Raw genomic sequence first — 21,091 nt, forward strand, 5'->3', positions numbered from 1 at the left:
ACCAATGTCTTTTGAAGATATTACTAAAGAAGTTGAAGCAGTGAGAAGGAAAAGGTATGAGCAAGGTTAAAATAGTAGTAGATGCCGCTTCTGTTCCTTATCCGATCATATTGACAATATTGTTACTAAAGATAAAACCGTAAACACTTGTGTAATATCGGTGTAGGAATACAGCAAAGGAATTGGAAGGGAAGTGATATTATGAAGCTAGGTGAAAGTATCATTAAAGGTTTAAGTGAAGCAGTTGAAAATGAAGAATTAAAAGAATATGATTCCATAGAAGCAAAACAATATATTACCCGGCGCATGGGAGGCAGGCCGGAAACTGAAGATTTATCCATGAACCTGGCGGAAGCAGTGAGCCAGGCAATTGATTGTGCAGAGGACTTTTTTGAGAAGATGGATAACGAACAAAGAAGCTATAGCAGTGATGACGAATTGGAGTATATCATGGAAAAAACCGGTTTGGGACAAGGATTTCTTGAGCTGCTCCTCTGGTATAAAATGTGCTATGAGATGGAACTGGATATATGGGAGCATGTAGAAAATTGCCTTACTTGTGGCGGTGGACCATTATATGAAAAAGAAATCCCCGGAGAAGACTTTACCAGCAAAATTGTTTGCCGGGAATGTGGGGAAGAAATGATATCTGGAGAATATGGCGATTTGGAATTATTAAATCAGGAACTATTGTGTAATGAAGAAACAAAGAAAGAAAATGCAGAGAAATTTACAATAGACAATGATGACAACCTGGCTATCGTCAAAGATTTTGACCATTTTTGCCGGTTTATCGATGATAATAAGCCGCTGTTATCTAAAAAGAAAGAAGTACTGGGTAAAAAAGATGCTTTTAACTTGAACTCCCAGCTGCATTTTAAAAGAGAAGTGGCTGCTCCTACTTACCAGCAAGAGCACTACTACGCGCTGGACTTGTTGTATCACCTGGCCCTTGCAGGCAACTTGTACAGGAAAATCGTCGATGACTCGGGCAAAAAAAACCTGGAACGAACAGAGGGGTTGGACAGCTATGAGTGGTTAAACGATTATGAAAAGTATGTTTTTCTCCTAAAAACCTACTGGTGTGATTACGATTTAGAGAAATCGTACCATGATTTTTCATTACATGACTTGATAAATTTAGTCCGTAACTTGCTCATTATTTTTGCAAAGTCGAATCCTGGGGAAAGAATAGAATATGACAACTACGATAAATCTAAGTATATTTGCAACTGTTTCTCTTTTGATTTTAAAATTGTCGTCAGGTTTTCTTGTTTTGGATTTTGTACTTTTGAGTGGGCTGAAGAAGCTAAAAACAGCTATGACCTTATGATAAAGACAATCATTCCTACCGAGTTGGGTCGGAAAATTAGCCATGTTCTGGTAATGGAAGGGATGCCCTACTATAAACATACCAAGAGTTTTTCGCATTTTCTGGATATTGAATCAACTAAAAAGAAAATAGAAAACGAACCTGCATTTTACCACCTCCTAGCCGGTCTGTTTCCGCAAGGTGCCGTGCAAAAAACGGTGTCGGAAGCTCGCAGGAAAAAAACTGCTGGTGCATATATGTTCAAGGTGGCTCTGACGAAGAAGATTTGGCGAAAAATCAAAATATCCTCTCAAAGCACCTTGGAAGATTTGCACCTGGCTATTCAGGATGCTTTTCAATTTGACAACGATCATCTATATGCTTTTTACCTCAATGAGGGTAAACGTCCTGTCAGTGGAGTAAACAGCATGGGATATGAAAATGGGCCTTTTACCGACGAGGTTATTCTGGAAGATTGCCACTTCTATCCCGGAGAACAATTTTCCTATCTGTTTGACTTTGGCGATATGTGGAAATTCAAGATATCTCTCCTTGAAATTGATGAAACCGGACCAGTTCCATTAAAGCCTGAGATAATCGAGTCTAAAGGAGAGGGGCCAGAACAATACGCGTGGTATGATTAATTACATTGTCGGGCATCTGAATGATGAAAGTTCTTTTACAATGGCTATAGTTATTGAATTTTTTTTATGAATACTCAGAAGATGTTACTTGATAACATAGTGATCACAAATAATGTTGAAGAATTTGAATTTTTTTGAAAAAGGGAGTTCCCTTTATTAAAGAAATAGTGACCTAGCAGGATTTTCCACATGTAAGAAGAATAGGAGATGAAACAGAAGTTTATTAAAGAATAACAAGAAGTGCAAACGATGTGGAATATTGCTACATAGATAAAATTATTAGCTAAGGAAGTGTGATCCATGAGGAATAGAAAAGATTTGTTTATAGCTTCCCTGCTGGGTGGAGCAATTGGAGATGCTCTTGGTTATAGTGTTGAGTTCATGTGCTTGGCCGAAATAAAATCTAAATTTGGAGAGCAGGGGATAACTGATTTACAAATAAACCAAGCAATTGGTAAGGCAATTATTTCTGATGATACACAGATGACATTATTTACTGCGGATGGGTTAATGTGGGCATATGATCGCTGTAGTCAGAGAGGAATTGGTTCTTATGCAGGAAATGGAGTATACCAATCATATCTTAGATGGTACTACACTCAAACCAGAAAAATGCCTACTGAAGATGATATGTTTTGGCTCAGACGACACCCACATGAAGAAATAGATAGTATCCTTGACTATAAGCAGTTGTTTTATCAAAGGGCACCAGGAAATACCTGTTTAACAGCACTTAGTAGCGGTCAAATGGGGACAATAGAACAGCCTATTAATAACAGCAAAGGCTGTGGAGGAGTAATGCGAGCTGCACCAGTAGGGTTATTTCTACATAGAGATTCAGAACATGCATTTAGGATTGGTGCTGAGACTGCGTCAATTACCCACGGTCATCCTACTGGCTATCTCTCGGCTGGAGTACTTGCAGCATTAATTGCAGAGCTAATTAATGGAAAGAGCATAATTGAAAGTGCAATGTCGGCCATAAAAATATTAAAGAGTTATACTAATCATCAAGAGACATTAAGTGCAATGGAGAATGCCATTACACTTTCTAATGACAGTACAAACACCGAAATGGCAATAGAAAAACTTGGCGAGGGTTGGATTGCAGAGGAGGCAATAGCCATCGCTTTGTATTGTGCATTGAAAAAATCTGACTTCCAGAAAGCACTAATTATGGCTGTAAATCATGATGGTGATAGTGACTCAACAGGATCTATTTGTGGCAATATTCTAGGGGCGTATTATGGAATGGAAGTTATACCAAAAGAATGGATAGAAAATATTGAACTCCAGGACTTGATTGTAGATATGAGTAGTAAACTTTTTAATATGTCGGAAAAAGCTTTTAACCGTGAATAGGTAAATTTACTTTGAGAATGCAATTCCTACGATCTATAGAGGTCAAAGATGTATAATAGCAGGCGATGATAAACAGTTAAGACCAAGTTCTACCTTAGTAATTTGCTGAGTTTTGGTAAAAGCGAAGTTGCTCATGAACTTGTAGGATGTAGAGTATTACGATTGATCCTATAAAAGGGCAGCAGTTAAGTTAAATATATTAAGGGGACACCTCTACCTTTGCGGTTTGATTTTTGGGAGTAATTTTTTAAGAATTCCGGACAACAAGGACTTCATCGGACTTAGCACAACAACTATCGATGCATGCCACAACAAAAACACGACCCAGAGTACCTGGGGGTACCTGCCATAGAATCTCAGCAACTCCAGAAACAGCACTGGGACAATCTATACCGATGAGACTGGCAAGTTCACAGGTTTCAGTACCAGTAGGCTCGAGGAAAAAGAAGGCTCGGGAAACAGGACGATTGAATGTAGGCCGAATAATTACTCGAGCACTGAGCTGGACAGCTCCGTCAACTACAGGCAGTGGTTGACCATCTTCTGTCAAGAAACTTAGTGTAAGTACACGGAGATCGCAAACAGGTTTGGGTTTAGGCGTACCAGCAGGGATGCATATTAATTGACCCACAAAAATAAGATCTCGGTTTACAATCTGTGGGTTCGCGTCAAGAATATCTTCAGCTGTTACTCCGAATTTGTGAGCAATACTAAAGATTGTCTGGGTAGGCTTTATCTTATAAAGCTGACCGTAACATTTTTTGGGCGGTTGCGGGATTTGGTCATCTCTTACAGGATGTTTCGTGCGTGTAAACTTATCATTACCCAAAGGTATCATCTCCTTACAAAATGCTTACTACATTGTATGTTAAAATATGTTAATAGTTGAATAAAAAAGATAACACCAACACAGACACACTTTAGCTTCCTTTTTTAAACTGAAGAATTACTTCTGTCCCTTTTCCTTTTTGGGTATTAACTGTTAAAGACCCTCCTAATCGTTCAGTTCTATAGTGCATATTTGTTAATCCTTTTCTATTAGAAAGGCCGTTTTTCAAATACTCTTTAGGGTCATAACCAATACCATTGTCAATTATTCTAATAGTTATTTTGTTACCAGTCCCTTCCTCAAGGATAATCTTTACTTTTGAAGCTTTTGCATGCTTTATAACATTAAACAAGGCTTCCTGGACTATATGAAAAACGTTATTTTCTTGTGCTTGTTGTAAATAAAGCACCTCTTTTGTTTCATCTATCAGGTCAATATTGATCATGGAAATACTACGAAACTCATGAATTAGATTTGTTAATAAATGCTGTAAACTACCCTCAGTTTCTTTGTCTAAATCTACAATATAGCTTCTAAGCTCATTTAGAGCAGTATTAAGCCTTTTCTTAACGGCTTCCAGCTGCTGATCTGCCTTTTCTAAATCTCCATGCTTAAGTGTATTTTGAATGGTTTCTATGCATAAACCTGCTGCATAAATTGACTGAATAACACCATCGTGTAAATCAATAGAAAAACGTTTCCGTTCTTTCATAAGTACGCTAAGCTTTTCAGCTTCTTCTAAACGTCTATGCTGTTCCACATTAAAAATGTTTATTGTACGAATAATAGTATAGACCATTAATAAGCCTAAAACAGCCCTGATGTGTTGAACAGATATACCAGTTTGTTTTACGAAAGTAACAGAATTTAAAACAGTTCCTGGCCAAAAGTCTACGGGAAAGGTTATTAGACCTGAAAAAAAACCATAAGCAATAAATGTGACAGCGGCTCCCAAGCAATGGTAATAAGCTGATTTTAAATGTAACCTTTTTAATATAGGTAATTGAAGAATTAAGCCTATACTTACTAAAATAGACCCTGGAAGAACTAATAAATATCTTGACCAGGCTATACTTTCAGCATTCCAAAGACGAAGATTATCTGTGGGAAAAATAATTAGATCTAATACTATAAATTTTGCAAACCATAAAATTGCAATTAATAGAGGCAAATATTTTAACTGAAAAAACTTGCCCCGAGAAGCAATTATTAGGTGAATTCCAAATAAAAAAAGGAAAGCAGCAGAAATTCCAATAGTTAAAACATCAAGAACATGGAGTGTGAAAATATCTAACAGGGCAATGCCATAGATATGAAGTAGTTTTGCAACTTTACTCCACTCTGCAAGGGCCTGAAATAAGCCAAATAATGATAAAAACCAGAGTGGTTTAGCTAAAATAAAGCTGCTGTCTTTTCTGACCTGGGATGCAATTACAATAAACATTGTAAAGAAGGCTAGTCCGTAAAAAGAATATGTTATTATCATTTTATCAGTAAAAATCCCCATTTTCTTCCTCCAGCAATATGATGTTTGTTTAATTATATTATTGATATTATGAAAGTTCAATGAATTGTAAAATTATGATAGTGTTATGCTAAAGAAAAGAATGAGTACCATGCCAATCATGTTTAACCTTTATTGTTGCAAAAATAAGGGTTAAAAGATTAAAAATAGGTTAAAAATTTCATATTTTTCCTTTACAAATTACAAATACCTGATATTATATCTTTATAGAACATTTGTTCGTGAAAGGAGGTTGAAGTAATGGCAGATTTTAAATTTGAAATCATTAAACACTTGGGTTCGTTATCAGAAAATGCAAAGGGATGGAAAAAAGAGCTAAATTTGATCAGTTGGAATGGCAGGGAGGCAAAATACGATATTCGAGAATGGGATCCTGAGCATGAAAAAATGGGAAAGGGAGTAACACTTTCTAAAGAAGAGATAAATCAATTAAAAAATATATTGTCAGATTTAAAGAACTAGTTCTCAATCATGCTAGTTAAAATTATAACGGTAAATCCTCCTATTTAATAGGAGGAATTTTTTTTATCTGTTAAGGAACTTTTCCTTATAAATACTGAAATTATTTTTAAATTCATGGTTTTCCTGCATAAAGCTTACCAATGCTGAAATTACCTCAAAGGTATTATAGCTTATATAATGCTCCATGGTTTCAACATCCTTTTGAAGGTTGTCATTAGCTCCAATCAGGTTTAAAAATTCCTTAAGGGTATTATGCCTCTCTAAAAAAAACTTTCCCAGTTTTTTACCCTCATCTGTGAGATGGATCATACCATATTTTTCATAATTTAATAGAGCTTTTTCATTTAGCTTTTGAATCATTTTTGTAACTGAAGGAGGCTGCACATTAAGCTTATCTGCAAGCTCATTTACCCTTGTATATCCAATGTCATGGCTTAGTCTATAAATCATCTCTAAATAATCCTCCATGCTAGGAGTTAATGCATTTTCTCCTGCACTGATTTCATAGCCACGAGCAGTATAAAACTCTTCATTTTTCTTATTCATTTTATCCTCCAAAACAGTTTTCTTACATTTGTTTTATTCGAAAAAATTGTTAGTCAGAACTAAAAATTTTAGCTTTGTGTCTGCAATTTCTGCCATTATTAAATTATTAAAATAATAAAATTGTTTGTCATATCAATGATTTACTGGAATAACCATAGCATTTTTTTTTCATGTTTAGAACTTTACCACAACTAATGAAAAATCTTCATACATATTGGCTAAAAAATCATGGGTATATTAGTAATGAAAAGAAAAGTGAGGTTATTAAAATGACTACATTTAAAGTAATGCATATTTTGCGTCCTGCTGAAGGCGGCATGAAAAACCATGTGGAAAATTTGCTAAAGCATGTCAACCAGGGTATTTATGAATCAGTACTGGTATGCCCAGCCACAGTTGCTGCAAAAATGGACACAGCATGCAAGGTTTATAATCTGGAGTTAACTGAAAATCTGACTCCTGGCAGAGATATAAAAGCTCTAAATAAACTGATGCACATTATTAACATGGAAAAACCAAATATTCTTCATACACATGGAACTAAGACTGGTGTGCTTGCAAGACTGGCAGCAAAAAGATTCGGTGGAACTCTTTGCACAGTTAGTACTATACACAATTTTGTTTATCAATTCCCAACATCCTGGTTGAAGGGCAAGCTATTTTCCTATTTCCAAAGACAGTTGATTCCACAGGCTGATCATTACATTGCAGTTTCCAAAGCTTTGGCAGACAATGTTTGTTTTCATGAAAGCATTCCAGCAGACAAGATGTCTGTTGTATACAATGGTGTTAATTTAAAGGACTTTGAAATGATGTTGGACTGTAATGCTGCTAAGGAAGCGTTACATTTAGATATTAGGGAGCCAGTAGTTGGTGTGATAGCAAGGTTAATACCTCAAAAGGGAGTGCAGCACTTTTTAAAAATGGCTGACACAGTAAGTAAAAAGCTTCCAGGCTGTCAATTTCTTATAATAGGAAGCGGGCCACAACGGGATGCCCTAGTTGACCAGGCTTATGATATGGGTATTGAAGCCCGTATAATATTTTGTGGTTATAGAAAAGATATACCTATGCTGCTTCCTATAATAAATGTTCTTGTAATTCCATCCTTAAGCGAAGGACTGTCTATTACAGCCCTTGAGGCAATGGCGTCCAGAAGACCAATTGTTGCTTACAATACCGGAGGTCTTTCAGAATTGATAATCAACGAAGAAACAGGCCTTGTTGTTAAAAAAGGTGATATTAATGGATTATCCCGTAGTGTATTAGAGCTGTTAATTCACAGACAAAAGGCTGAAAGACTGGGGAACACGGCAAGGCAGATAGTTGAAGAAAGATTTACTTTAGATAAAATGATCAAGGATACTGAAAAGATTTACGAAAAGGTTTTATTATCAAAGGGTCTAAAAATAGCAGAAACTATTGAAAAAGAAGCTGCTGCTAATTTAAACTATTGAGGGGTTACAAATGAGAATGATATTGCATAAACTATATTTGTTAGCAATTCTTATTTTACTGGTGTTGGGAATTAACAGCCCATCTCCTGCTAAAAATGCTGACTTAGAAATACGTGCCTCCCGAGTAATTATTATTGATTTGGGAGGTTTAACTATTGAAGAAATAAAAAATTACCCCTTTTACAACCTTAGAAAGATCATTAGAGAAGGCTCTATTGGTTTAATGAATACCAGTACAGCTGGACCTCGAACCAGAGAAAATGGCTTCATAACCATTGGTTCAGGCATAACTAGTCAATGGGGTAATGCATCACCTCTAATATACTCTACATCTGATTTATATAATGGAGAGAAGGCAGGCCGCATATATGAGCGATTAGTGGGAGAAACGCCTCACAATGGTGGAGGTGTAGTCCTGGATATTGCACAATCATCCAAGAAAGTTAGAAATTCAGAAAAACGTCATTGGGGAAGATTGGGCAATATATTAAACGAAAATGGTCTTTCCTCGGTATTTATTGGAAATAGTGGTTATATGGGTCTAGTTCAGAATCAAATGGCTTTGATGTTTATGGATAGCACGGGAAGAATCCCAGCAGCTTATTTTGATACAATTAGTGAGATGGATTTAGGACCATTAAGCTATATTAGTGATTATAATAGAATACATTCAATATTTAAAAATTCTAGTAATGCTTCTGTAATTGGAGTTGATCTAGGGGATTGGAACAGACTTCATCTTGTACAAGAAATGGCCGATGAAAAACAGTTTCAAAAAACTAAAAATGACATTGTGCAATTGCAGGACTCGTTTCTATCTGATTTAATCCAAGATTTAGACCCTAATAAAGATTTATTAATTATATTAAGTCCAGCACCCACTCGTGAACAGAATAGACTACGTAATCTTATGGTCCCAATAATATTATGGGGAAAGGGAGTAGAACCTGGGTTATTAACAAGTGCAAGCACAAGAAGAGAAGGGATTGTATCAAATATAGACATTCTGCCTACAATTATTTCTAGTCTTAATTTGGATAGCAAGCATCACTTTATAGGCAGACCTGTTACATCACAGATGGTGGGATATGAAACCTTAGATTATTTGGCAGACATGAATCATACCATGCAGTTTATTTATAATACACGCCCAACCCTGGTGAAAGGGTACATTTCTTTGCAAATAATTACTCTATCCGCAGCCATGATAATGATGTTGTTTATCCCAAGACTTCTGTTGTATTTAAGGCTTCCCTTACTATTTTTAATGTCTATACCTTTTGGGCTTCTTCTAGTTGGTTTGGTTCCTACAACATCACTATTTGCATATACTACTACATGCCTGTTTCTGACCCTTGGCCTATTGTCTGTTTCTCTGCTGCTGGAGATGCTTTTGAAAACAAAAAAATACAACCATTCTCTCAGCCCATTTATTTTAATAGGTCTTTTTACATCTGCAGCAATCTTGATTGACTTGTATATGGGAGCACAATTGATAAAAAAATCTACATTGGGTTATGATCCTCTGGCAGGTGCCAGGTATTATGGAATTGGTAATGAATTTGTGGGAGTATTAATAGGATCAAGTATAATAGGTATTAGCGGTCTTCTTGATAGATTTAAAGACAATAAATATGTACTGGGAATTAGCAGCGTATATTTACTTGTGGTAGTCTATTTGATTGCCTCTCCAACATGGGGGAGCAACCTGGGAGGAACAATTGCAGCAGTGGTGGGGTTTAGTTATTTAATACATCAATTATTTTTGGAAAGGTTAACAATCTTCCAAGTTGCAGCAGCAGGGGCATTTGGCATAGCCTGTGTTTTGTCACTAGCAGTAATAGATAGTATGAGAGATGCCAGCCTACAGTCCCATTTTGGCAGAACAGCTTCCATGGTATTAGTGGAAGGTATTCAACCAGTATATGAGATAATTGTTAGGAAAATAGGCATGAATATAAAGCTATTTCGCTACACAATATGGAGTAGGGTTTTCCTCCTGGCCATGGCAGCTCTAATTGTTGCTTTCTTTAAGCCTATATATTTAATTCAAAAGCTTAAAGCCAGCTTTTCACAAATATATCATGGGTTGTATGCCATTATATTGGCAAGTATTGCAGCTTTACTAGTTAATGACTCTGGCATAGTGGCAGCTGCTACCATGTTAATCTACGCTGTTGCACCCTTATTGTATCTTGGAGGACGACTGTATAATAACGAGAAAATTGTACAATAATCATAAAAATTTCATTGACAGTAATATTTAGGTGGTTTAAAATTGAGCTTGTATTAATCTTGGATAGGAGGAATGATAATTGAACGCATTGGGTCGCCATATCCTGGCTGAAATCTATGGATGTCAATTCGACATTTTAAATGATGCTGAAAAAGTGGAAAGAATTATGGTGAAAGCTGCCTTAGAAGCTGGAGCAGAGGTAAGAGAAGCAGTGTTTCATAAGTTCAGCCCACAAGGAGTAAGTGGTGTTGTGGTTATTTCAGAATCACATTTGGCAATTCATACCTGGCCAGAGTTGGGTTACGCTGCAGTGGATGTTTTTACATGTGGTGAAACGGTTGATCCGTGGGATGCCTGTAATTACCTAACGGAGATGTTTAAAGCCCAATCTGTGGAATGCAAGGAAGTACTAAGGGGTATTGATAATAGCTTCTCCTGTGGTAAAAAGGCGGTAAATCAATAGGAGGGATATTTATTTTATTCATCAAATACAATGAAGGTTAGTTTTGCCTTATGGTACCGTATAAAATGGTATTGTAGGGCTTTTTATATTAAGGAGCAATGTAAAATTTAATAAATAAAGCAGGAAACCTTCCTCATTAAGAGAATATATATTTACTTAAAGATTATGTTAGTAGGGGGCGGCTGAATGGCCACAATAATTAATTTTTTAGACAATCAGCTTACATTATCCGACCAGATGCTGTTAAAGGATTTTAATATAAGAAATAAGTGTATCTGGGATTTAACCCAGTTTAACATAGACAATAAAAAGAGACATTTTTACCCAAAATTATTCCTTTTAAGTTACTCATTATTCAAAAGAGACACAAATGTTAAGGTTATTAGCATGGCAGCTATAATTCAATTAATATACCTGGCTTCAGAGATTCATAAATATGAAGGTGATAAGCCAGAATACCCTGTACTAGTTGGAGATTACTTATTCTCCATGTTTTTCCAAAATCTTTGCAAATATGATATGATAGAGTGGTTGGGTCCCCTTTCACAAACCATTAGCACAATGCAGCTTGGAAGTATGGAACGTTTTGAGAATAATTCCATTAAAAGCAGTAATCTTAGCACTATTTCTAAGGAAAGTGCTTCATTAGGAGAAATATCCTGTGCCCTGGGAGCCAATTTCGCAAAAGCACCAGATAGAGCTGTTAACTCTTTAAAAGAAATCGGGTTTATTTTGGGGTTGATTTTTGGTTTACTCGAAGACAAAAAACCAGCTGTATCAAAGGTATTAAATTATATAGAAGAAGTAGAAGAACAAATACCCATTATAAACTCTTTAAGTAAAAACAAAGAAAAAGTTATTAATTTTCAACAAATGGTGAACAACTTTAAAGCAAGTATATTGGAAGTCAATAGTAAAGTATGCTAGGGGAATCACATGACTAAAGAATTCAAACTACCAAAAGGCTATAGCTCAAAAGAAGAATATGTTCACTCTATATTTTCAACAATTGCTCCAAAGTATGACCTGCTGAATACAGTTCTAAGCTTCAATAGAGATAAGGTTTGGCGGAAAATAACTGTTGATAAAACAGGTCTAAGTGAAGGTAATAGAGGAATAGATGTTTGCTGTGGAACAGGTGAGCTCGCCTTTGAACAGGCCAAAAGAGTAGGCAGCAAAGGGGAAGTTGTGGGAGTTGACTTTTGTGAAGAGATGCTGGCAATTGCCTTAGAAAAAACTCCCGAGAAATACAAGAATAATATTAGATGGCTTAAAGGTGATGCTACAAATCTACCACTTCCAGACAATGAGTTTGATGGTGCTACAATTGGTTTTGCTTTAAGAAATGTTCCATCTATCGAAAAAACTATTAAAGAAATGAAAAGGGTAGTCAAGCCTGGTGGAAAGGTTGTTTCCCTTGAATTAGCAAAGCCATCGGCACCTGTGTTTAAACAGTTATATTATTTATATTTTAATCATCTAGTTCCCATAATGGGTAAACTAGGAATAGGCAAGGATGGCCCTTATACCTATCTTCCAAATTCACTAAAGGTTTTTCCTCATCAGGACAAAATAAGAGATTTATTTGGGGATGTGGGACTGATTAACCCCCATTATATTGAGCTTACAGGTGGAATAGTTGCTGTACATGTAGGAACTGTACCAGAATAAATGAGGTGCCCTTTGGCGCCTTTTTCTGCTTCTGGCCAATAGAAATTGAAGGGATGATTGATTATGTATGATATTATATTGGATGCCAATAAACGAATAAAAGGGATAGCCCACAAGACTCCTGTATTAACCTCTAATAAGTTAAATCAAAGAGTTGGCAGTGAGGTTTATCTAAAATGTGAGAACTTCCAAAAAATAGGTGCATTTAAATTTCGTGGCGCTTATAATGCCATTGGAAAGCTTGTTGAAAAGGGAAAGGGTAAGAGCATCTTAACATATTCCTCAGGGAATCATGCACAGGCAGTTGCTCTGGCTGGCAGGATGTTTAACCTAAAAACAACAATCATTATGCCAATGAACGCGCCTAAATCCAAAAGGGAAGCTGCAGAAAATTATGGAGCTGAGGTAATCACCTATGATCCTAATAAGGTAACAAGGGAAGCATTGGCAAAGAATCTAATGGAAATTAAAGACTATGAACTCATTCCACCCTTCGATAATATTGATATTATTGCAGGACAAGGTACATGCGCAAAGGAATTTATTGAAGATTACAACAACCTGGATTATCTTTTAGTACCATGCGGCGGGGGAGGCTTACTGAGTGGTTCTGCCATAAGCAGCAAAAACCTATTACCTTCCTGTAAGGTAATAGGGGTTGAGCCCAAACTTGCAGATGATGCTTTTAAATCATTTAAGAGTGGTATTTTGCATGAAGTTCATAATCCACCCACCATTGCAGACGGTGTAAGAACCCCTTTTTTAGGCTTGCTTAACTTTGACATTATAAAAAAATATGTAGATGATATTGTCACTGTTTCAGAAGAAGACATTGCACAGGCTATGTACTTTGTATGGAGCAGAATGAAAATCATAGTAGAGCCAACAGGGGCATTAGCGTTATCTGCACTATTTTGCAAAGAATATGACCTTTTCAAGGATAAAAAGGTTGGTGTTATAATTAGTGGCGGCAATGTAGATATTAAGTCAGCATGTGAGATTTTTTCCAGATTTATTGGTGATAGTTTCTGAAAGCAGGACAAAAAAATTGCCCTAGATTGTCCTAAGAAGTAACTTACGATCGATTCATATTGAGCCAAAGAGACAAATTGTTGATATTACAAGGAATATGCAGGAATTTTATGGAATAAATTCCTGCAATTTGGCAGGAAAACCACCCTGAAAAGTAAAATATGTAATTTTATAGTTTACTGACTTTGGAAGGGTGGTACAATAGTGACAAAACTACATTCTTTGGTTGATTTACTTAAAAAGAACCTTTATTTTGCAGAAGGCCTTACAGTCATTGAGTTAACAAGGTATATTCAACAGAAAATGCTCCAGGATTATACCTTTCAACAAGCCCAAAGCTTTGTAAATTCATGCCTCCATCAGTGTGCTTGTTTTAATTCCTCTGATGGCTATATTTGGTATATGGACAAGCAGGGACTAAGGGAAAATGATCAATTCTTTAACATGTTATTTAAACATCAGAGGCCATTAAAATTTTCCTCTACAAACACTGTAAAAAAAGGCCGTAAAAATACTAAAATTGTTAGCCATCCAACTAATCTTAATTCTGACGGACGCTTTATTCAATTGGAGGGTGGAAACTGGGGTCTTACTGACTGGGAAGTTGATGTTAATGATTATCGTTTAAGACATGTTATAATAAAAGTCTTATATAAAAATACCAATGGGTTAACATATGATGAAATTCAGGATAAGGTTGAAATATGGAAAAAGGCATGCCCCTATGCGGTTCGTGACCTTTTACATAAGTATCCCTATTTTCGCAAGCAGGATGACAAGTGGTTATATTTTACTGAAGCCAGGTCCGCTTATGAGAAGACACTAGAAAAATACCTCAAAACTTTACATAGACAACAGCTTAAGCATCTTTCCCAAAAGCATAAACTATCAGAAAGAATTAAGACTCAGGAACTGCAATTTAGAGAAATTTATACAGCAAAAAAGCAAATTGCTGCTTCTCTGGCAGAAAAAAATCAAAACATGGAAGATTATGATCATCTTATACAAAGATTTGCAGAAAAAGACTTGTTGCTATCACTAAGAAAACGAGAATTATATAGAGTTAAAGAAGAAAAACAAAAGGCAGAGAAAAAAGCCGATTCTATTCTTTACCAATGTAGACTATGGATGAATAAAGCAAAACTTAGAGAACAAGAGAATGAGAATTTGACACAGGATATTATTAAACTAAAAGGTGAATTAGCTGAGTTAACTGAAAGAGAGAGGCAGCAAAGATATATATTTGCTCAACAAAAAGACAAGAGTGCTACAGAAAAGGCTGAAGTAATTAGAGAGAATGTTAATCTTAAGCATCAGTTGGAAAAAATAATGACTAAATCCAAAAAGGAAGAAAAAGAACTTAAAAATGAGATTGGCAGGTTAACTGCTGAGCTGCGTAGGATTATACAAGAAAATGAAGAACGAAGGTATTCAATGGAAATGCTGGAGTTAGAATTTCATGACCTCAGGAAAGAAAATAGAATACTAAAAGCAAGTACCAAGCACCCTTTGGTACGTTTCAGCTTAAAAATAGCAGCTTTTTTTGGACGGTGATGATACCGTCTTTTTTATTCCTTTAAATTGCTTAAAATTTTTTTATAGGCATTCAAATCTATTAATAATTTTAGCAGGACATATCTTCGCCATGTAGAATATTAGAATATAGATATATTTTAATTATGCGTAAAGGGGGAATAGTTAGTGGAAAAGGAAGTAATTTTTACTGATAAGGCTCCAGAAGCAATTGGACCTTATTCTCAGGCCATTAGAATAGGTGATTTTTTATTCACCTCTGGACAGATTCCAATTGATCCACATACTGGAAATATCATTACTGGCGATATTCAAAGAGAAACAATTCAAGTGCTTGAAAATTTAAAGGCTGTAGTAGAAGAAGCAGGTGCTACCCTTGACAATGTTGTTAAGACAACAGTATTTATTAAAGATATGAACCAGTTTGCTTTAATAAATGAGGCTTACTCCAGGTTCTTTTCTGAAAGACCTCCTGCAAGATCATGTGTGGAGGTAGCAAGATTACCAAAGGATGTAAACGTAGAGATAGAAGCAATAGTTGCACTTAAACCCCAACTAAATATTTAGATGGGACTATTAAATTTTAATGACAAGTTGACAATTTGATTATATATTAGTAATAACACCTAATCTTCGGAGGTAAACATGAGTGAATTTAAAAACATCCATCCTAGACTAAAAGGTATATTTCCAATAGCAAAGGGGATATCTGAAACCTTCGGTAAAAACTGTGAGGTAGTTATTCATGATTTACAAAAGCCGGAAAAGTCATTGATTTATGTTGCTGGAAAGGTTACAGGTAGAAAACCTGGTGCACCAACTACAGACTTAGTCTTACAAACTTTAAAAAGCAAGGGCAATGATGCCAATGACTTGATTAATTATCAGACAAGCACTAAAGATGGTAAGATTTTAAAATCTTCAACAATATTCATAAAGGATGATAATGATATTATCATTGGCTGCATGTGTATAAATTTTGACATGTCTGAATTTTTGACATGCCAGCAGATACTAGAAAGCTTTACAAATTTCAGCAAGGAAAATGAATATATGGGTGGAGAAAGGTTTTTCTATGATGTTAATGAGGCTATGGATGAAATTATTCATTCAACTATAAAAGATTATCCTACCCCTAAACAGCTCATGCAAAAGGATGACAAGCTACTAGTTGTGAAAAAGCTAGATGAAAAGGGAGTGTTTTTAGTAAAGGGGTCTGTAGACCAGGTTGCAAAAATATTAGGGGTATCCCGTTACACAATATATAATTATCTTGAGGAAGCCAGGTCAACATCCTTTAATAGTGCAATGTAAATTTGCCCCTGATATTTTTCAGAGGCTTTTTTATTATAAAAAGAATTAAAGTACGTTTTTATGTGGATAATATAGGAAAAACATAAGGAGGTTGTTTAATCATGGTACAAGGATTTAATGGCAAAAATACTTCAAGAAAAAGGCGTAATCCCTACTGGTTATCTGCCCGGGGAATAAATCTGGGAGCTTTAAGTCAAAAATCTTATTCTTTATTGGATGACGATGATGAAATTCCAAAAAGAAGCTAGTTATAGGCTCTTGTTGGATAAAGGGGAATTGGAGGAGAGGGTTCAGCAAGCTTATACACTTATGAAAAACTGCCAGCTATGTCCACATTTGTGCAGAATTAACAGGGACCAGAAAAAAGGTATATGTAGTGCAGGAACAACTGCCATGGTATCCAGCTATGGACCACATTTTGGGGAGGAAGCTCCACTAGTTGGAACAAATGGTAGTGGAACAATTTTTTTTGCTTTTTGCAACATGAAATGTGTATTCTGTCAAAACTATGAAATAAGCTGGGGTGGAGAAGGAGAGCTAGTTTCTCCACATGAATTAGCAGAAATAATGCTGCATTTACAAGGCCAAGGCTGTCATAATGTTAATTTAGTGACTCCAACCCATTTCGTTCCACAAATTGTCGAAGCCGTTTTTATAGCTGCAAAAATAGGGTTGAATGTTCCACTTGTTTATAACTGTGGTGGCTATGAGAGAATAGAGACTTTAAAGGTTCTAGATGGAATAATAGATATTTATATGCCTGATGCAAAATATAATAATTCAGAGATTGCTAAAATGCTGTCTGGCGTTACTGAATATCCTCAAGTTATTAAATTGGCCCTTAAAGAAATGCATAGGCAGGTGGGAGACTTACAGGTAGACCATAGAGGTATCGCTATCAGGGGATTAATTATTAGACACCTGGTACTCCCCAGGGGACTAGCTGGCACAAAAGATATAATGACTTTCATAGCTGAAGAAATATCTCCAAAAACCTTTGTAAACATAATGAAACAATACCGTCCCGAGTACAAAGCATTTGAATATGAGGATATTAACAGACCAATATCCACTAAGGAATTTCAAGAAGCCTTGAGTTTCGCAGAAGCTGCAGGTCTTAAATCTAGAAAGATGTGACTCAAACTTATTCTTTAAAGTTATATTTTTTAGAAGGACTTAAATTAAAAGTGGAGAAGGGTATAACTAAAATATTGGAAAGAGGTGGGTTTATTGGTTAAGGTAACTTTTCATGGTCATGCCTGTTTTGAAATTGAAGGAACTGGTGGGAAGATTATCCTGGACCCCTTTATACAGGGAAATCCTCTAGCTCAGGTTGAGCCTGAGGACATTAAGGATATATCAGCAATACTCCTTACACATGGTCATGGAGATCATATAGGTGACACAATAGAAATAGCCAAGAATAATAATGCCCAGGTTATTGCACCTTATGAGCTGGCTAGTTATTTAGGGATGAAAGGAATAAACAATCACCCCATGCATATAGGAGGATCCCATGGCTTCAACTGGGGATGGGTCAAGCTGGTCCAGGCTTTACATGGATCAGGGTTAGTAGAAGAAGATGGCATTACATATCTAGGAAATCCATGTGGATTTTTGTTGGATATAGATAATATAATCATTTACCATGCAGGTGATACAGGGCTTTTTGGGGATATGAAAATCCTCAAAGACATGTTAGGTGGTAAGGCTATTGATGTTGCCCTTTTACCCATTGGTGACAATTTTGTTATGGGACCCGATGATGCTCTAACTGCCATACATTGGATTAAGCCTAATTCTGTTGTACCCATGCACTACAATACTTTTCCCATAATAGAACAGGATGCAAATAAATTTAAAGAAATTGTAGAAAAAGAAACTCCCTCTGAAGTTATTATTTTGGAACCAGGTGGCTTTTTTGAAATAGAATAGTAATAGTAAGTACTATATAGACTCCAAGGGGTTTCTATAGTAGTGGAGTTAAAGGAGTTGTTAGTGTGCAGGAAAAACTTAAGGCAATTACTAGTTATTTGAACAATAAGTCTGAAGAGTTAGAATTTCTTCTAAGCACCTTAGTTAATATTGATAGTGGATCATATGATTATGGAGGGGTTTCCAGGGTAATTCAAACCCTTGCAGTAAACCTAAAAGAGCTAGGCTACCAAGTATTCATAAAAAAAACATCTGATGCTCCAAATTTAGTAGCAAAAAAATATGGTACAGGGGATAAGAAGATATTATTAGTAGGTCATGCTGATACTGTCTTTGAAAGAGGTACTGCTCTAAGCAGACCATACAAGATTGAAGGCGATAAAATACTTGGCCCTGGAATAGCAGACATGAAGGCTGGATTGGTGACAATGGTTTATGCTTTAAAAGCTTTAGAAAGCATTCAATTTACAAGTTACAAAGAGATAACAGTTATTGTGGGTGGGGACGAAGAAATTGGCTCCCCATCATCCAAACAGATCTATGAAAATGAGGCCGCCGATGCAGATGCATGTTTTGTATTTGAACCTGGCAGGGCTGATGGGAGCCTGGTTTCAGCACGTAAAGGTGTTGGGTCTTTTAATCTTACCTTGCTAGGTATACCAGCCCATGCAGGTGAATCTCCAGAAAAAGGGGCTAGTGCTATTAGAGAGTTAGCACACAAAATCCTAGCTCTAGAAGAGTTAAATAAGCTTTATAATGGAGTAACTTTAACAGTTGGTGTTATAAGTGGTGGAACACGGGCCAATATTATACCTGAAAAAGCCACAGCTGAAATTGATGTAAGACTCCCAGACCTACAAACAGCCCATGAGGTTATTGATAGAATAAAAGAAATTAGTGAAAAGACCGCAGATTCTAGAATCCAGGCTATTTTGGAAGGTGAATTAAATCGTCCTCCCATGATAAAAACTGAGGGGACTAAACATCTGCTAAACATTGTAAAAGACATGGGATCTATTTTAGGTATGGAGATAACAGATACCGCCACAGGTGGAGCATCTGACGGAAATTTTGTTGCAGCTCTGGGAGTACCAGTCCTTGACGGAATGGGACCTGCTGGGGGCAATTATCACCGGGATGATGAGTTTGTCTATAGAAAAAGCCTTTTGCAGAAAACTAAATTAACTGCTCTAACCTTATGCAAGCTGGGAATGGCCTAAAAAGAGAAAAGAATAAAAATAGAAATGGGATTATACAAGTAACACAAAGCTGTTACTTTTTTATTCTTTGTATCAGTAACGTTGCAAAAAAACATTTAGAATTTGTCAAGTTATAATAAATTTTGATAATCAAAGAAATGCTGCGAATTAAGAAGATAAAATAGATATTTTGCTGTATTTGCATTAAAAAATCCTTTATAATAGAGATAACAAGGTAGTCCTTGCCAAATCCCTAATATAAAGGAGTTATAAAATGCAAGGCAAGGATATCAAAAAATCCACTTTTTTGCAACTGTTTAGTCCTATAATTAATGAAAAATTTTTAAATTTGCTGTCAGACATGGAGGTAGATAAGTATTTAAAAAAGTTATCTACAGTAGAACTTATTGAACTGCTAGCCAATTCTCAGATTAATCAAAGAGCTAGCTTAAGAGATATCAGCAAGGACTTTAATAATGATGAATTTTGCGAAGCTTTTGATTGTGAATCCTTTAGTCCTTCACAAATATCTCGTAGATTAAGAGATCTACCAGTAGAGGTAGTAGCTTATTTATTCAAAAATATCACTACGCAACTTGGTAAAGAACTTGGTCATGATAGAATACGTCAAGAAATGGGACGGTTGCTAATACTTGATTCTAGAACCATAAGCTTATGTTTATCCCAGTTTAGATGGGCTAAATTCAGAGAAACTAAAGCAGGGATAAAGCTTCATTTACTACTTGAATTCTGCAATGGTGTGGTTATACCAGAAAAAGCAATAGTTACACCAGCAAAGCCTGCAGATAAAAACATGATGGATGATATGATAATCTATGAACAAGGAACCATCTATGTTTTTGACAGGGCGTATGTTGATTATGAGAAATTTGATGCATACTGTAAAGAGGGTATTTACTTCGTCAGTCGCTTAAAAAGCAATGCAATAGTAGAAGTAATAGAAGATTATCCAACCTCTGGTAACATAACAAAACATCAGCTAGTACGCCTTGGTAAAGATGGCTCTACAAAAATGGAGCATCCCCTACAGCTTATAGAGACACAAGACAGTAAAGGCAATAAGATAATTATCATAACGAATAAGCTAGAACTATCTGTAGATGAGTTAAGTAGTATTTACCTCTATCGCTGGCAAATAGAAGTATTTTTCAAATGGCTCAAACAGCAGTTTTGCATTAAGCACTTTTATGGGCAAAGTCCCCAGGCAGTGGAAAACCAGATACTAATAGCACTAATAACACATTGCTTGCTGATGCTGCTTAAATTAAAAACTGGCTATCAGGGTTTAATGCTAAATTTTAAAAGAATGCTAATCACTTGCTTATTAGAAGCATTTAGTACATTTATTCGCAAGCTTCATCGAAAACCTAAGCGGACCTCGAAGGGGCGACGAAAAATTGACCACGAACTAACTTACAAAATGACTCTAAGGCAGGTGATAGCAGGCGAATCAGATCATTTAGATGATCTTACTTATGACCCAGTACTACTGTAAAGCGCATACTGTCAAAATGTGGATAAGGACTACCCCTTACTTCGCCTTTTTGGCA

General features: G+C 36.0%; 20 protein-coding genes. 17 read left to right on the plus strand and 3 right to left on the minus strand.

Annotated features, from left to right (window positions below; translation table 11 throughout):
• Window positions 1–201: 201 nt before the first annotated feature.
• Window positions 202–1,956, plus strand: coding sequence for an IS1096 element passenger TnpR family protein (locus tag K364_RS0120710; RefSeq protein WP_028309586.1), 1,755 nt, complete (start codon window positions 202–204; stop codon window positions 1,954–1,956).
• Between the two features lie 300 nt (window positions 1,957–2,256).
• The gene (locus tag K364_RS0120715; protein ID WP_028309587.1) at window positions 2,257–3,318 is read left to right on the plus strand and encodes an ADP-ribosylglycohydrolase family protein; all 1,062 of its coding nucleotides are present in this window, start codon (window positions 2,257–2,259) and stop codon (window positions 3,316–3,318) included.
• Between the two features lie 247 nt (window positions 3,319–3,565).
• Here K364_RS0120715 and K364_RS0120720 read toward each other — a convergent pair whose 3' ends face one another.
• Entirely contained in the window at window positions 3,566–4,156 is a 591-nt protein-coding gene (locus K364_RS0120720) for a LysM peptidoglycan-binding domain-containing protein (RefSeq protein WP_156946542.1), read from the minus strand.
• Between the two features lie 82 nt (window positions 4,157–4,238).
• Window positions 4,239–5,654 (minus strand): sensor histidine kinase, encoded by a 1,416-nt coding sequence (locus K364_RS0120725; RefSeq protein WP_028309589.1) that lies wholly within the window; start codon window positions 5,652–5,654, stop codon window positions 4,239–4,241.
• 258 nt (window positions 5,655–5,912) lie between these two features.
• Between K364_RS0120725 and K364_RS0120730 the strand changes: the two genes are divergently transcribed.
• A complete protein-coding gene (locus K364_RS0120730; RefSeq protein WP_028309590.1) occupies window positions 5,913–6,134 on the plus strand; it encodes a YdbC family protein in 222 nt (73 codons plus the stop codon).
• 63 nt (window positions 6,135–6,197) lie between these two features.
• On the opposite strand, the gene mntR is transcribed toward K364_RS0120730, so the two are convergent.
• The gene (gene mntR, locus K364_RS0120735; protein WP_028309591.1) at window positions 6,198–6,680 is read right to left on the minus strand and encodes a transcriptional regulator MntR; all 483 of its coding nucleotides are present in this window, start codon (window positions 6,678–6,680) and stop codon (window positions 6,198–6,200) included.
• Between the two features lie 269 nt (window positions 6,681–6,949).
• Between mntR and K364_RS0120740 the strand changes: the two genes are divergently transcribed.
• The 14 genes from K364_RS0120740 to K364_RS0120805 all read left to right on the plus strand — a co-directional run bounded on the left by K364_RS0120740 (window position 6,950) and on the right by K364_RS0120805 (window position 21,036).
• Window positions 6,950–8,137: a glycosyltransferase family 4 protein gene (locus K364_RS0120740; protein ID WP_028309592.1), complete on the plus strand. Its 1,188-nt coding sequence runs from the start codon at window positions 6,950–6,952 to the stop codon at window positions 8,135–8,137.
• A gap of 10 nt (window positions 8,138–8,147) precedes the next feature.
• Window positions 8,148–10,373, plus strand: coding sequence for a hypothetical protein (locus K364_RS0120745; RefSeq protein WP_156946543.1), 2,226 nt, complete (start codon window positions 8,148–8,150; stop codon window positions 10,371–10,373).
• 79 nt (window positions 10,374–10,452) lie between these two features.
• A complete protein-coding gene (speD, locus tag K364_RS0120750; RefSeq protein ID WP_028309594.1) occupies window positions 10,453–10,836 on the plus strand; it encodes an adenosylmethionine decarboxylase in 384 nt (127 codons plus the stop codon).
• A gap of 186 nt (window positions 10,837–11,022) precedes the next feature.
• Window positions 11,023–11,763, plus strand: coding sequence for a polyprenyl synthetase family protein (locus tag K364_RS0120755; protein ID WP_028309595.1), 741 nt, complete (start codon window positions 11,023–11,025; stop codon window positions 11,761–11,763).
• A 9-nt stretch (window positions 11,764–11,772) separates the two neighbouring features.
• Window positions 11,773–12,507: a demethylmenaquinone methyltransferase gene (locus K364_RS0120760; protein ID WP_028309596.1), complete on the plus strand. Its 735-nt coding sequence runs from the start codon at window positions 11,773–11,775 to the stop codon at window positions 12,505–12,507.
• Window positions 12,508–12,570: 63 nt separating this feature from the next.
• Window positions 12,571–13,539, plus strand: a complete 969-nt coding sequence (locus tag K364_RS0120765) for a pyridoxal-phosphate dependent enzyme (RefSeq protein WP_028309597.1) — start codon at window positions 12,571–12,573, stop codon at window positions 13,537–13,539.
• Window positions 13,540–13,743: 204 nt separating this feature from the next.
• Window positions 13,744–15,093 (plus strand): hypothetical protein, encoded by a 1,350-nt coding sequence (locus tag K364_RS0120770; protein ID WP_028309598.1) that lies wholly within the window; start codon window positions 13,744–13,746, stop codon window positions 15,091–15,093.
• A 147-nt stretch (window positions 15,094–15,240) separates the two neighbouring features.
• Window positions 15,241–15,639, plus strand: a complete 399-nt coding sequence (locus K364_RS0120775) for a RidA family protein (protein WP_028309599.1) — start codon at window positions 15,241–15,243, stop codon at window positions 15,637–15,639.
• Between the two features lie 78 nt (window positions 15,640–15,717).
• Entirely contained in the window at window positions 15,718–16,386 is a 669-nt protein-coding gene (locus K364_RS0120780; protein WP_028309600.1) for a helix-turn-helix transcriptional regulator, read from the plus strand.
• A 101-nt stretch (window positions 16,387–16,487) separates the two neighbouring features.
• A complete protein-coding gene (locus K364_RS26875; RefSeq protein WP_156946544.1) occupies window positions 16,488–16,634 on the plus strand; it encodes a hypothetical protein in 147 nt (48 codons plus the stop codon).
• Window positions 16,612–17,523 (plus strand): radical SAM protein, encoded by a 912-nt coding sequence (locus tag K364_RS0120790; RefSeq protein ID WP_035270497.1) that lies wholly within the window; start codon window positions 16,612–16,614, stop codon window positions 17,521–17,523. The genes K364_RS26875 and K364_RS0120790 overlap by 23 nt, the downstream gene beginning before the upstream one ends.
• 93 nt (window positions 17,524–17,616) lie before the next feature.
• Entirely contained in the window at window positions 17,617–18,321 is a 705-nt protein-coding gene (locus tag K364_RS0120795; protein WP_028309602.1) for a metal-dependent hydrolase, read from the plus strand.
• 65 nt (window positions 18,322–18,386) lie between these two features.
• Window positions 18,387–19,541 (plus strand): M20 family metallopeptidase, encoded by a 1,155-nt coding sequence (locus K364_RS0120800; RefSeq protein WP_084296135.1) that lies wholly within the window; start codon window positions 18,387–18,389, stop codon window positions 19,539–19,541.
• 253 nt (window positions 19,542–19,794) lie between these two features.
• Complete coding sequence (locus K364_RS0120805) at window positions 19,795–21,036, plus strand: IS4 family transposase (protein ID WP_028306951.1); 1,242 nt, start codon at window positions 19,795–19,797, stop codon at window positions 21,034–21,036.
• Window positions 21,037–21,091 lie beyond the last annotated feature (55 nt).

Source organism: Desulfitibacter alkalitolerans DSM 16504, from assembly GCF_000620305.1.
GTDB lineage: Bacteria > Bacillota > DSM-16504 > Desulfitibacterales > Desulfitibacteraceae > Desulfitibacter > Desulfitibacter alkalitolerans.

Coding starts and splice junctions, on each gene's coding strand:
- K364_RS0120780 (WP_028309600.1), top strand. CDS start 15,718: ATGAGTGAATTTAAAAACATCCATCCTAGACTAAAAGGTATATTTCCA.
- K364_RS0120765 (WP_028309597.1), top strand. CDS start 12,571: ATGTATGATATTATATTGGATGCCAATAAACGAATAAAAGGGATAGCC.
- K364_RS0120805 (WP_028306951.1), top strand. CDS start 19,795: ATGCAAGGCAAGGATATCAAAAAATCCACTTTTTTGCAACTGTTTAGT.
- K364_RS0120725 (WP_028309589.1), bottom strand. CDS start 5,654: ATGGGGATTTTTACTGATAAAATGATAATAACATATTCTTTTTACGGA.
- K364_RS0120790 (WP_035270497.1), top strand. CDS start 16,612: ATGAAATTCCAAAAAGAAGCTAGTTATAGGCTCTTGTTGGATAAAGGG.
- K364_RS0120715 (WP_028309587.1), top strand. CDS start 2,257: ATGAGGAATAGAAAAGATTTGTTTATAGCTTCCCTGCTGGGTGGAGCA.
- K364_RS0120730 (WP_028309590.1), top strand. CDS start 5,913: ATGGCAGATTTTAAATTTGAAATCATTAAACACTTGGGTTCGTTATCA.
- K364_RS0120710 (WP_028309586.1), top strand. CDS start 202: ATGAAGCTAGGTGAAAGTATCATTAAAGGTTTAAGTGAAGCAGTTGAA.
- mntR (WP_028309591.1), bottom strand. CDS start 6,680: ATGAATAAGAAAAATGAAGAGTTTTATACTGCTCGTGGCTATGAAATC.
- K364_RS26875 (WP_156946544.1), top strand. CDS start 16,488: ATGGTACAAGGATTTAATGGCAAAAATACTTCAAGAAAAAGGCGTAAT.
- K364_RS0120720 (WP_156946542.1), bottom strand. CDS start 4,156: ATGATACCTTTGGGTAATGATAAGTTTACACGCACGAAACATCCTGTA.
- K364_RS0120755 (WP_028309595.1), top strand. CDS start 11,023: ATGGCCACAATAATTAATTTTTTAGACAATCAGCTTACATTATCCGAC.
- K364_RS0120760 (WP_028309596.1), top strand. CDS start 11,773: ATGACTAAAGAATTCAAACTACCAAAAGGCTATAGCTCAAAAGAAGAA.
- K364_RS0120740 (WP_028309592.1), top strand. CDS start 6,950: ATGACTACATTTAAAGTAATGCATATTTTGCGTCCTGCTGAAGGCGGC.
- K364_RS0120745 (WP_156946543.1), top strand. CDS start 8,148: ATGAGAATGATATTGCATAAACTATATTTGTTAGCAATTCTTATTTTA.